The sequence below is a fragment of the Paenibacillus endophyticus genome (genome assembly GCF_014192395.1).
Taxonomy (GTDB): Bacteria; Bacillota; Bacilli; order Paenibacillales; family Paenibacillaceae; genus Pristimantibacillus; species Pristimantibacillus endophyticus.
In genome coordinates this window covers 112,167-124,346 of the sequence record NZ_JACHXW010000003.1, presented here as the reverse complement: position 1 = coordinate 124,346, position 12,180 = coordinate 112,167, and the positions used below count along the sequence as shown (strand labels likewise).

At 47.8% G+C, this 12,180-nt stretch carries 12 protein-coding genes; 8 read left to right on the top strand and 4 right to left on the bottom strand.

Going from position 1 to position 12,180, the window contains the following annotated elements; translation table 11 throughout:
• Window positions 1–34: 34 nt before the first annotated feature.
• Window positions 35–931, top strand: coding sequence for a glutamate biosynthesis transcriptional regulator GltC (gene gltC / locus FHS16_RS06030; RefSeq protein ID WP_183559948.1), 897 nt, complete (start codon window positions 35–37; stop codon window positions 929–931).
• Window positions 932–1,010: 79 nt separating this feature from the next.
• Here the strand turns inward: gltC and FHS16_RS06025 are convergent, their stop codons facing one another.
• Window positions 1,011–1,691, bottom strand: a complete 681-nt coding sequence (locus FHS16_RS06025) for a zinc metallopeptidase (RefSeq protein WP_183559946.1) — start codon at window positions 1,689–1,691, stop codon at window positions 1,011–1,013.
• A 36-nt stretch (window positions 1,692–1,727) separates the two neighbouring features.
• Window positions 1,728–2,153 (bottom strand): MerR family transcriptional regulator, encoded by a 426-nt coding sequence (locus FHS16_RS06020; RefSeq protein ID WP_183559944.1) that lies wholly within the window; start codon window positions 2,151–2,153, stop codon window positions 1,728–1,730.
• A gap of 506 nt (window positions 2,154–2,659) precedes the next feature.
• On the opposite strand from FHS16_RS06020, the gene FHS16_RS06015 reads away from it, so the two are divergent.
• Genes FHS16_RS06015 through FHS16_RS06005 form a run of 3 tightly spaced genes read left to right on the top strand, consistent with a single transcriptional unit; the run spans window position 2,660 to window position 5,879 of the window.
• On the top strand, window positions 2,660–4,024 hold the full coding sequence (locus FHS16_RS06015) for an ammonium transporter (RefSeq protein ID WP_183559942.1): 1,365 nt from the start codon (window positions 2,660–2,662) through the stop codon (window positions 4,022–4,024).
• A 40-nt stretch (window positions 4,025–4,064) separates the two neighbouring features.
• A complete protein-coding gene (locus FHS16_RS06010) occupies window positions 4,065–5,132 on the top strand; it encodes a DUF294 nucleotidyltransferase-like domain-containing protein (RefSeq protein WP_183559940.1) in 1,068 nt (355 codons plus the stop codon).
• 12 nt (window positions 5,133–5,144) lie between these two features.
• On the top strand, window positions 5,145–5,879 hold the full coding sequence (locus tag FHS16_RS06005) for a 3'-5' exonuclease (RefSeq protein WP_183559938.1): 735 nt from the start codon (window positions 5,145–5,147) through the stop codon (window positions 5,877–5,879).
• On the opposite strand, the gene FHS16_RS06000 is transcribed toward FHS16_RS06005, so the two are convergent.
• Window positions 5,865–6,311 (bottom strand): M67 family metallopeptidase, encoded by a 447-nt coding sequence (locus FHS16_RS06000; RefSeq protein WP_183559937.1) that lies wholly within the window; start codon window positions 6,309–6,311, stop codon window positions 5,865–5,867. The two genes, FHS16_RS06005 and FHS16_RS06000, sit on opposite strands and share 15 nt — an antisense overlap.
• Before the next feature lie 250 nt (window positions 6,312–6,561).
• On the opposite strand from FHS16_RS06000, the gene FHS16_RS05995 reads away from it, so the two are divergent.
• Complete coding sequence (locus tag FHS16_RS05995) at window positions 6,562–7,101, top strand: TlpA family protein disulfide reductase (protein ID WP_183559935.1); 540 nt, start codon at window positions 6,562–6,564, stop codon at window positions 7,099–7,101.
• A 132-nt stretch (window positions 7,102–7,233) separates the two neighbouring features.
• On the opposite strand, the gene cimA is transcribed toward FHS16_RS05995, so the two are convergent.
• A complete protein-coding gene (gene cimA / locus FHS16_RS05990) occupies window positions 7,234–8,850 on the bottom strand; it encodes a citramalate synthase (RefSeq protein ID WP_183559933.1) in 1,617 nt (538 codons plus the stop codon).
• 202 nt (window positions 8,851–9,052) lie between these two features.
• On the opposite strand from cimA, the gene FHS16_RS05985 reads away from it, so the two are divergent.
• The 3 genes from FHS16_RS05985 to FHS16_RS05975 all read left to right on the top strand — a co-directional run bounded on the left by FHS16_RS05985 (window position 9,053) and on the right by FHS16_RS05975 (window position 12,176).
• Window positions 9,053–10,339 (top strand): DNA polymerase IV, encoded by a 1,287-nt coding sequence (locus FHS16_RS05985; protein WP_183559931.1) that lies wholly within the window; start codon window positions 9,053–9,055, stop codon window positions 10,337–10,339.
• Window positions 10,340–10,398: 59 nt separating this feature from the next.
• Complete coding sequence (locus tag FHS16_RS05980) at window positions 10,399–10,635, top strand: ferredoxin (protein ID WP_183559929.1); 237 nt, start codon at window positions 10,399–10,401, stop codon at window positions 10,633–10,635.
• A gap of 146 nt (window positions 10,636–10,781) precedes the next feature.
• Window positions 10,782–12,176 (top strand): L,D-transpeptidase, encoded by a 1,395-nt coding sequence (locus FHS16_RS05975; RefSeq protein WP_183559927.1) that lies wholly within the window; start codon window positions 10,782–10,784, stop codon window positions 12,174–12,176.
• Window positions 12,177–12,180 lie beyond the last annotated feature (4 nt).

Sequence of the window (12,180 nt, the reverse complement as noted above, 5' to 3'; positions counted from 1 at the left end):
AAACTACGTATGTACGGGAGAGAAACTAACCGGTATGGAACTTCGTCAGCTTCATTATTTCGTCAAGGTAGCAAAAAAAGAGCATGTGACGCAGGCGGCAGAAGAGCTGCATGTTGCTCAATCGGCAGTAAGCCGTCAAATTCATCAGCTGGAAGAAGAACTGGGTGTCAAATTATTCGTTCAAAAAGGAAGAAATCTGCAGCTCACGCCAGTCGGACAGCTTTTTCTGAAGCGGGCCGAGGTTATATTGGCGGATTTGGAGCGTGCGGTTATTGAAATACATGAGTTTCTAGATCCGGAAAAAGGCGAAATCAGACTCGGATTTCCGCATAGCTTAGGCATTTCATTAATTCCGCAGGTTGTGGCGTCCTTTCGCAAGCTCCATCCTAATGTGAAGTTCAGATTCAAGCAGGGGATGTATCCGTCGCTCATTCGCGATATGATCAAAGGTGAAATTGATTTGGCATTTATCTCTCCATTTCCGAATGAGCATGAATTCGTTTGCGGTGAAGTGCTGCTGACGGAGGAGCTGTATGCGATTCTGCCGCCAGGGCATCGGCTGTCGAGCGAGCAGTCCATTGCGTTAAAGGAGCTTGAGCATGAAACGTTCGTGCTGTTTAGCGAAGGGTACTCGCTTAGGCCGATCGTGTGGGATGCGTGCCAGGAGGCAGGATTCACGCCGAAAATTGGATTTGAAGGCGAAGAGACGGATACGATTCGAGGCTTGGTAGCGGCAGGAATGGGAGTTAGTCTATTGCCGGAGATGGCTCTGCACTACACTGGACCGCTGCAGGCAACTAAGGTTCGCGTGACTGAGCCTCAGGTAACCCGAACAATTGGTCTTATCCGCCGCTCTAATGAGAAGCTGCCGCTTGTTGCCAAGGTATTTCATGGCTTCCTGCTTCGCTATTTCAATAACACGAAAGAATAAATGGATACAGAAAGAAAAAAGAGCTTCTCCTACCGGTCATTGCTGACTGGGGAGAAGCTCCTCTTTGTTTAGCGATAACTTATTCCTGGCGACTGCCGCCTACAAAAATCAAAATGTACCTCACGAGCTCTAAAAGGGAGAGTAAGGCAGCTGCTACATAGGTTAAAGCTGCCGCGTTCAGCACTTTGGCGACGCCGCGCTCCTCGTCATTCGTGATGAATCCCTCGGCAACCATTATGTCCCGTGCACGATTGCTGGCGTTAAACTCTACAGGAAGAGTAATGACTTGGAAAGCAACTGCTACGGAGAAGAAAATGATTCCAAGTCCGATTAAGTTTAAGGCCGAGAACAGTATTCCTGCAATAAAGAGAAAAGGCGCGATGCCTGAAGCGAAATTCACGACAGGGAAAATGCGATGCCTTAGTACGAGCATTGGGTAATGTTCAGCATGCTGAATGGCATGACCTACTTCGTGGCAAGCGACGGAAATAGCAGATATTGAATTTTCGTAATACACAGGCTCCGAGAGGCGGACTACACGGTGAATGGGATCGTAATGATCGGTAAGCGTTCCGCGCACGGGCTCGATCGGAACATCGTGCAATCCATTTGAATCGAGCATTCGCCTTGCTGCTTGATAGCCTGTTAATCCGCTGTTTACTTGGACGGATGTCCATTTCTTAAACGTCCCTTTAACCCGAAATTGAGCCCAAATCGTTAATACAAAAGCGAGTATGATAAGAATGTAGATGAAAGTCATTGAGTCATTCCTCCGTTTCAAGGATGAGATCTGACGTTACATGAGGGAGCTTTTATTAATAATAAGCATAAGTGCTTCGATGCAAGCTGCTGTTTGTGGCATGAGACGCGTATAAAGGTGGTTTGCCTGCCTTGGTTTGAGTTTCTTAAGCACCGGCTCCAATTCCTTTACTTCACGTTCCAACTGGCTTATATGATGCTGTAGATCGGTTAGCTTCTGCGACACTTGCTCTTCCGGTGTAATTTTGCTCCAGCCCTCGATTGCAGCCTTGATCTCATCTAATGTATATTTGTCCTTTTTCATCTGTTCAATACGTGCCAAACGAACTAAGGTTTCGTCAGAATAGAGGCGATAGTTCTTGGCTGAACGCTCCGCAGGCTCGATAAGCCCGATCGAAGTGTAATAATCGATGGTACGCGGACTGATTTGGGCAAGCTTCGAGAGCTCTCCGATACGATACATGTTAATTCCCCCATTCGCTGAACATATATAAAAATAATTATCTTCTATTATAATAACTTTCGCTAACGCCAACTTCTGGCATTGAGTCTATTGTTGTACCTCTAATGATAATAGGAAAGTAACCATACAGTCAAACGTGTTACATCATAATCCCATTTGGTCATGCTGAAGCATGCGGGCAAGCTAATCATACGATGTTTCTACTATATAACGTTCTAGCATGCGTTATGAATCAGCGGCCAGCTATATTAATGAAAGCGATGGGAAGGCGCGTATAGGAAACGATGCCTAGAAAATGTCAAAATGCGAAGAATAAGCAGGCCTGATGGGTGATTTTAGAAGCAATTTGTTCAAAAACTTAACGTTCGTGTTAGATTTTATCCCGAACGTTTGATTTTTTTTATAAATTTAGTGAAAATGTATTGTCAAATTGAGCACTACTGACTATAATGACATTAAGTCTTTCCTCTCATGTAAGGAAACATAACACTTAGGGAGTGGTCGTAATGATTAAGAAAACGATGTTAGCTTTGGGGATCTTCACTTTATTGTTTCCAGTAATGGCGTTTGCAGAGGATCCTTCCGCAGCAACGTTGAACATGGGTCTGAACTCGCTTTGGGTTATGCTCGCATTTATTCTCGTACTACTTATGCAAGGCGGATTCATTCTTCTAGAGACAGGTTCTACCCGAATGAAAAATGCTGGTCACGTTGCCGGCAAAACAATCTTCACTACTGGTCTAGCAGCTCTTATTTATTGGGCTTTCGGTTATGGTATGGCTTTTGGCGGAGACAGCTCCGTTAGCGCATTGTTCGGCTGGGGAGATTTCTTCTTTAACCCTTCTGTTGCAGCAGGAGAAGGCGACAGCCTTCCATCAACAGTATTCTTCTTATTTCAATTAGCGTTTGCTGCAGTTTCGCTGTCCATTGCATGGGGCGGTTTCGCTGAGAGAGCAAAGCTTTCCTCTTACATTGTGTTTACAGTGTTCTTTATTGCAATCATTTATCCGGTTGTTGCTCACTGGATCTGGGGCGGCGGCTGGCTTGCTGAAGACGGAGCACAAGATTTCGCGGGCTCCACGGTTGTTCACTTAACAGGTGCGCTTGCTGCCTTTGCGGCAACGGTATTACTTAAACCGCGTATCGGCAAATTCAATAAAGACGGTTCTGCTAATGAAATTTTGGGACATAACCAAGTGTTTACTGCACTTTCCGTATTGCTTCTATGGGTGGGTTGGTTTGGATTCAATGCAGGCAGCACAGTAGCTATCGGCGATGGATTCTTCGGATATGTAGCTTTCAACACGATGCTGGGAGCAGGCGCAGGCGGCGTGGCAGCACTTCTTATTTCATGGGCAGTAACAGGCAAAGCGGATATTACGACCATGCTAAATGGTACGCTTGCCGGTCTAGTTGCAATCACGGCATCTTGTGCTTTCGTTGATCCATGGGCAGCAGTTGTTATTGGTCTTGTAGCTGGGGTTCTTGTATTCTACAGCGTGAAGTTTTTCGAGAAAATCAAAGTTGACGATCCGATCTACGCTCTGTCCGTCCACGGTGCAGCTGGGGTGTGGGGTACGCTTGCTAACGGTATCTTCGCAACACAAGCGCTTGCTGATAAAGTTGGCGTTGGTACTGGCGGATTGATCGATACAGGTAGCTGGAAACAGCTTTGGGTACAATTCGAATCCGTAGTTGTAGTTGGCGCATTCGTACTTGCTGCTTCATTCCTAGTGCTTGGCGTAATGAAACTTATCATGGGCTTCCGTGTAACGGAAGAGCAAGAAATTATCGGTCTTGACCTTAGTGAGCATGGCGCTTATGGTTATCCTGAGCAAATGAAAAAATCAGGTCAAAACATTCAAGGATAATGAAAACCATGATGGACTGACCGAAGGGAGAGGGCGTCGCATGAATGATCCAGTGCGATTGCAGCTGCTCAAGCAGATCGGATCTGCTGATCATGTTGAAGGGCTGCGAAACCTGCGGGATCAGATACACGAGCATATGGAAGCTCTTCTCCCTACGCGTCCGGTCGAACAATTTAATGAACAATTAAATGAGGTGCACGATGCGGTAATCGGACGCTCGGTCATCCTCGCAGAAGCGGAAATGGCACGGTTGGGGAAGGGTTCTCCCCCCGTGCCATACGCATATCTACTGTTCGGCAGCGGCGGTCGGAAAGAGCAAACCTTGTCAAGCGATCAAGACAGCGGTGTTGTCTACGTTGATCCAGTAGCTGATTCAGCAAATGTTAAAATGTATTTTAAAGAGCTGTGTGAGATCATCGTTCAGAATCTTCAACGGACTGGATATCCGCCTTGTGAGGGGAATGTTCTGAGCAGCAATTCTGAATGGTGCTTGTCGCTGTCGGAGTGGGGTGCCAAGCTTGACCAGTGGTTTGATGAGCCAGCTTGGGAAGCGGTTCGGTATTTGCTTATTATTGCGGACGGCCGCTGCGTCTATGGCGACAATAGGCTGCTAGACGAGCTGAAGGACTTGTTTTTCAGCGATATGCTGAATCATCCTATCATCTTGCAGCGAATGCTGGATAATACGCTGCGCCATAAAGTGCTTCTTGGTTTCTTTGGACAGCTGCTAAAGGAGCAGTATGGCAAAGATGCAGGGAGTTTGGACATTAAGTATGGCGCCTATATTCCGATGGTTAACTCGATTAGACTGTTATCCATTCAAGTAGGCATTCGCGAGACTTCCACGATTGAGAGAATTAAAATGCTAGTAAAAGCTGGAAGGTTGTCAGAGAATGATGCTGTTATATACGAGCAGGCCTTTCGTATTTTACTGCGACTTCGTTTAATGACAACGGAAGAACAATCAGACGGCTTATATGCCAATAATGGCAAGCTGTCCAGTCGGAAGCTGACGAAGGAAATGACGGATGAGTTAAAGAGCAGTCTGCGTCTAGGCAAGAAACTGCAAAGAGCGGTTTTTAAGCAAACAATGGGCAGGCTTACGTAAGGCGGTGGAGAAATGAAAGAACAAAAAGGCGTCGGTCGTATGTGGAACCTATACAAAATGGGAGGATTTACGCCTGCCATCGCTTCTATGCTAGGCTCGCAAAATGCGCAGCAAATGGCGTTTATTCGAAATGTCAATAAAGAGCAGCGCAAGCAGTCCATGTTCGACATGCCGCTGAAAGAGCTTGAGGTCGTTGTGTTTGATTTGGAGACTACGGGCTTCTACCCGAACAATGGGGATGAGATTATTTCATTCGGTGCGGTATTGCTGCGTGGAGGCGAGGTTGCGGAGAGCGAAACCTTCTATAGTCTTGTCAATCCAAAACGTAAAATTCCGAAGGCAATCATTGAATTGACTGGCATTACGAATGAAATGGTACAGGATGCTCCAGACTTAATGCAAGTACTGCATGACTTCATGGAATTTGTCGGCAGAAGATTGCTTATTGCCCATGCCTCTGGACATGATAAGCAGTTTTTAAACGCAGCACTTTGGAGAACCTCCAAGGTAAACTTGAACCATAGGGTTCTGGATACGATGATGGTTGCCAAGTGGCTGGAGCCGAACCTTGACGGTTACAGTCTGGATGACTTGTTAGACAGCTGCTGTATTCCGATCACGGAACGGCATCATGCGCTACAGGATTCGATTATGACGGCAAAGCTTTGGCAAAATTATTTGGCACGAATTCTCGAGCGAAATATTACGACGCTTGGAGATTTGTATGCTTATTTAAGCAAGCACTAGCTCGAGCGGAATAAACTGACCGTCTATGCGGCGGTATGGCTTAATCTCAGGCTTCTCGCTGCAGCGCAATGATACAATCCAATAAGAAAGCTCGGACGCAGGCAGGAAGCCCTCAGAGTCGCTAGAAGACGGGATGGCATCGGTACGCGGATGGGAATGGAACAAGCCGACAAGCGATTGTCGGTTTTTTTGCATGCTGTAATAAGCTGCCGTCCATTCGGACGGGTCGAAGGTGAAGGAGTGCGTTGGATCAATATGTGTATTGGTTATTGGAATGACAGTGTCGACAATGGCCTTGCCGCCTGCTTCTCCTCCGGCGATGCTGCTGGCGAGAATACCGCAAGCCTCGAGAGGCTTAGCATCCAAACAGATGCTCACGAGCTTTTCGTAAGCCAATTGCGTAATGAATTCTTTTGCGTAGGGCGTAATCATATCGACGCCTCCTTCTTCTTTATAAATATGTGATTAGTATAGCGAAATCAAATGAAATGCGCGAATCAGGCAGGAGCCCGCGTATGAACGATTGCGGAATAACCGATAATAGTGCGAGAATGAATCCTTCAACCTGTGAAGAATTGACGTTTTGGTGGCTAATAGGTTTCATGCCTTGAGCTTCCATAACGAGCATGTTACGATGAAGCCATACGTTTTGTATGAAAATGCGAGAGAAGGAAGGTACAACATGAAACGCGCCATTACGCTTTTTACCATTGCACTGCTGTTTGCTGGATTAGCTGTGTTTCAATATAGAACGGACGATAAGGAGTCGGTTACGCTTGCGGCTCCTTCTTCGGATTTCAAACCAAAAGCAGGATTCGAGGCAACAGCGTTTAAGCTGCCGGCTTTGGATGAACAGTCTTATGAGGTTGGCGGCAAGCAAGGCAAGCTGATGTTCGTTAACTTCTGGGCTTCTTGGTGCGGCCCTTGCGAGCTGGAGGCTCCGGATCTGCAGCGGTTGCACGAGGAATATGGAGACGCCATGCAGCTGTATGGCGTCAACGCGACGAAATATGATAAAGAGCGGGCGGCAAGAGATTTCGTGAATGAGCATGAGTTTACGTTTCCGATATTGATGGACCGTGTAGGGGATGTAACGAAGGAATATAAGGTAGACACGTTCCCAACAACGTTTCTGATCGACGGAGACGGAGTCATAAGGGAACGCATTAACGGCGTTATTCCTTATGAAGAATGGCAGCGGTTGATTGAGAAGTGGATGTAAGCAATAAAGGCGTATCCGGTGAGCGATAAGATCTGCTGGAGACGCCTTTTACTTTGTTCATGCATAATGGCAAGCAAATCGTGGCAACAAAAAAAGGCAGTTCCGAATTTGACTTCGGGACTGCCTTTCGCATTAATGATTAACGAGGCCAATTCGATCAAGCGGATCAACATGCGTGTTGTCGATTTTGACCATATTGAGAAGGGCATATCGAATGCTGTCCACTAGCGCTTCCCAGCTGGCTTCAATCACGTTGTTGGAAACACCGACAGTGCTCCATGTATTGTCAAGCCCAGTGGACTCGATAAGTACACGTACTTTAGCTGCTGTGGCGTCCTTCTCGTCGATTACACGCACTTTGTAATCGGAGAGGTGTATGCTATCTATCTTCGGATAAAACTGCACCAAGGCCTTCCGGAGAGCGTTATCGAGCGCATTTACCGGTCCATTGCCTTCAGCTGCGGTATAAACCTGCTGGCCGCCGACATTGATTTTGACGATCGCCTCAGAAATCATCTGCCCGTTCGTTTTCTCTACAAGCATTTTGAAGGATTCCACCTTGAATACCTCTTTAACCTCGCCGCCGAATGCCTCGCGCAGCAGCAATTCAAGTGAAGCGTCCGCGCCTTCGAATTGATAGCCTTGATGTTCAAGCTCTTTGATCTGGTCCATAATCTGTTTAGTCTTCTCATTATTGGCGTTCACGTCAAGGCCCAACTCTTGGGCCTTGGAAATAATATTGCTTTGTCCCGCAAGCTCGGACACAAGAATGCGCTGCTTGTTGCCGACGAGCTCGGGTTGGATATGCTCGTAAGTTTTGGAATCCTTCATAATCGCGGAAACGTGAATGCCGCCTTTATGCGCGAATGCTGCATTGCCAACATAAGCTTGACCCACGGGCATATGGACATTTGCAATTTCACTGACATAACGAGCCGTGCTCGTAAGCGACCGGAGCTGGTCATCTGTCAGCACATCATATTTCATCTTGATCTGCAAATTCGGGATAATCGAGCAAAGATTCGCGTTGCCGCAGCGTTCGCCGTATCCATTAATCGTACCCTGTACTTGGCGTGCGCCTGCTTGAACAGCGGCCAGTGAATTAGCGACTGCGAGCTCGCAATCGTTATGCGTATGGATGCCGATTGGCGTTACAAGCTCTTGTTTTACGCGGGAAACGATCTCATGGATTTCACTTGGGAGCGTACCGCCGTTCGTATCGCAAAGGACGAGCCAATTCGCGCCAGCTTCCTGTGCTTTCTTCAGTACCGCAATCGCATACTCGGGATTGTTCTTATAGCCGTCGAAGAAATGCTCGGAGTCGAACAAAGCTTCCATGCCGTTCTGCTTCAGAAAAGCTACCGAATCGTAGATCATCGCTAGGTTTTCCTCCAATGTGGTTTGCAGTGCGGTATGTACGTGGAAATCCCAGGACTTGCCTACCAAAGTTGCGGCAGGAACGCCGGACTCGGCGATGCGAACCAGACTCGCGTCATGCTCAGCTAGGCTGTTCTTTCGGCGGGTGCTGCCGAATGCGGTAATTTTGGCATTCAGGTTGAATGCTTTGATCCGTTGGAAAAACTCAATGTCTTTGCTGTTGCTTCCTGGGTTGCCGCCTTCAATATAATGAACGCCGAGCGCGTCGAGCTTCTGGGCGATTTTTAATTTGTCATCCGCTGACAGGCTAATCCCTTCACCTTGTGTACCGTCACGCAGCGTCGTATCAAATATGGAAATGTTTGTTGTCATTAACGGGACGCCTCCTTCATTAATAGCCTTTTCAAATCATAATTTACTATTATAACACTTGTCCGAACGAAAGTAGAGGGGGAAAAGTAATTTTTGTACGCTAACTACCCTGTCGTTGACTTGACCCTACTGGAATTGTATGCTGGTGGTGGGCAAGCTTATGTAGGCTTTTTGCAAGGAATAGGCGGTGAATAGTAGACCCATGACGAATGTAAACGAGCATTATCCGGCCAAGGGCCGCGTTATTATACATTTAGATATGAATGCTTTTTATTGCTCGGTGCATGAGGCCGAGGAGCCGGAGAAATACGCGAACAGGCCGACGGCGGTGTCTGGAAGCGTTGAGCAGCGCAAGGGAATTCTGGTCACATGCTCATATACGGCGCGAAGCAAAGGAATTAAGACGGGAATGACAGTAAGACAGGCACTACAACTTTGTCCGGAGCTTATACTAATAAAACCGGACTTTTCTTTATATCGGAAATACTCGCATGGCTTTATGGCCATCGCTAGACAATTCACCCCGCTCGTGGAAGCCGTATCTATTGATGAATGCTACATGGATATTACGGGCTCCAAAATGTTCGGCTCGCCGCTTGAAATTGCGGAAACGCTTCAGAAGAGAATCCTGTCGGAATGGTCGCTGCCATGCTCCATAGGGCTTGCGCCGAATAAATTGCTTGCGAAGATGGCGTCCGATATGAAGAAGCCGAATGGACTTACCGTGCTGCGGATCCGCGACGTGAAAAATGTCCTTTGGGATAAATCCTGCGACACGCTGTTCGGCATCGGCAAGAAAACAGCCGACAAGCTTACGAAGCTGAACATTCGGACGATCGGCCAACTTGCTGCAAGCGACGAAATGATGCTGAACAAGCATTTTGGCGTCGTTGGATCTTCGATGAAATCCGCTGCGCATGGGCTTGACCACTCTGAAGTAAATCCCAACCGGGAACGGAACAAATCAATTGGACATACTACAACGCTGCCGAGCGACCTTACTGCCCGCGAGGACGTGTATCGTGTGCTGCTCAACCTGGCAGACCAAACGGGGCGGAGGCTGCGCAGGCAAAAGATGGTCGCGACAACCGTACAGCTTACGATTCGCAAACCGGATATGACAACGATAGCCCGATCCCATACGATGGCTGCCCCAACGCAAACATCCGAAGATTTCTACAAAGAGGCATGCAGGCTATTTGACAAGCATTGGATGCTTGGAGATCCGATTCGGCTGCTTGGCATTACGCTCCAAAACCTGTCGCTGCTTGATGATTCGGCGCTGCAGCTTGATCTGTTCAGCTACGAACAGCAGCCCCGCAAAGAGGCGCTCACGAAGGCGATGGATACGCTTCGCGATAAATATGGAGAGGACGCCGTATTAACCGCGGGGATGCTTGGAGATGACCCTTCAACCTTAATTAGGAATAAACGAATTCGCGGTACATCCTTGCAAAAGGATGATAGTTTGTTATATATTGATGAATGAAGCTTGACTGATCAGAGACGAGATTATTCCGTATATATTTATTTTGGGAGGGAATTTCCATGGGTAAGTTTACTTGGGTTGAGAAGGATACGTGCATCGCTTGTGGAGCTTGCGGAGCTACTGCACCTGACATTTATGATTATGATGACGAAGGTCTTGCAGAGGTTATTTATAAAGCAGATGGTAATACAGGAAACACTGAGATTCCAGAGGATATGTTTGACGATTTGCAGGATGCGGCTGACGGCTGTCCTACGGATTCAATTAAAATCGCAGATGTGCCTTTCAACTACTAGGCATGATCCAATAAAAAAGCTCTTTTTCGCTTTAAAAGCGAAGGAGAGCTTTTTTTATTTTTGCAGCATCCATCATCCCGCGGGGATACAATCAAGCAGTCATTCTGCCGATATAGTGGATATGCCACATGTTGGGAGGATGGGGGATGGACTCTCCAGAAGACATATTCTATTTGAAGCAATTTGTAAAGCAGCACCCCGATAACCAAATGGGGTGGTATTTGCTTGGCAAGCAGTATCTGGCATCTGGCAAAGAAGGGAAGGCGAATTATTGTTTCCTGCAAGCTGGGGAAGTATATGATGCTTTCGAGCATGAAAGTCATCCGTTATCGGAAAGCCAGCTGCTGCTCGTCAAGGAATGGGGCCAACGCCAGCGAAAGAAAAGACGCCTTCGTAAAACGGGCACATTAACAGCATTGCTTCTGCTGCTCGCAGTGCTGGCTCCGGCAAACGGTGCACAGTTTATTCCTAATCCTTCTGAGCCTGTCGTAGCTGTAGATGGCAGCAGGCAGCCTGTAGGCGTAGTATTCATTCCCCGAAAAGAACGGAATCCGATAGGCAGCGCTTGGAACAGCTTGGTTGCCGCTGGCAAGGAGGCGCCGCAGCTTACGTATGCCGCAAGATTGGAGGAAGATACAGGCTGGCGGCATTGGAAAGGCAATACAAGGCTGCTGATGGCCGTGGAGAAGGAAGAGATAAACGGCAAGCTGGATGTCGATATGCTGGACAGTCTTACCTGCTCCTGCGAACCTACTGATGCTTCGGCCGCCGAAGCGGAATATTCGGAATGGCAGGAGAGGCAGGAGACGCACTGGACGCTTGCAAGCGCGGTCTTCCATTATGAGCGTAAGTATAAGAAATGGCCGCAGCGGCTTGATGACCTTATTCAGCCGTATCCAAACAACGTAATCTCTGGAGAACGAGAAGGAATGAGAGCTATGTTCCCTGAAATTCTTAAGAAGCTCAAAGCCGCGAAGTCAAGCGGCGGAAGCGGGAATTTGCCAGCGTCCACCGAAACGGGCAGCGAGCCAGCTCAAACAGAGAAGCCTAACGCGCAGTCAATTGTCGGGAGCAATGGCATTCTCGATAAGCAATGGAGTGCGCCGCTTTCAATCGTAGTGGATAAATCTACTCACCGGCTTGCAGTCGTACAGGGTGATATAATCGTTCGCAGCTATAAGGTAGGACTTGGCGGCGAGGAAACACCGGAAGGCAGCTTCTATATTAGCGAGAAGGTGCGGAATCCGAACGGGCGTGATGATGGGGATTTCGGGAGTCGAGGCATGACATTATCAGGAACGCTGTATGCGATCCACGGGACAGATGAACCTGACAGCATCGGAAAAGACGAATCGCTTGGCTGTGTCCGTATGGGCAAGGAGGACGTTGAGGAGCTGTTCGATATGGTACCGCTCGGAACGATCGTGCAAATAAAAAACGGGACGCTTCCAAACAAGCTGCAGCAGCCGAAGGAACGCTTCGAGCTGGTGCCAAGTCAGAATGAAACCAATCCCGCGAAAGTTTATAAATGGTTGACGTAAGAGG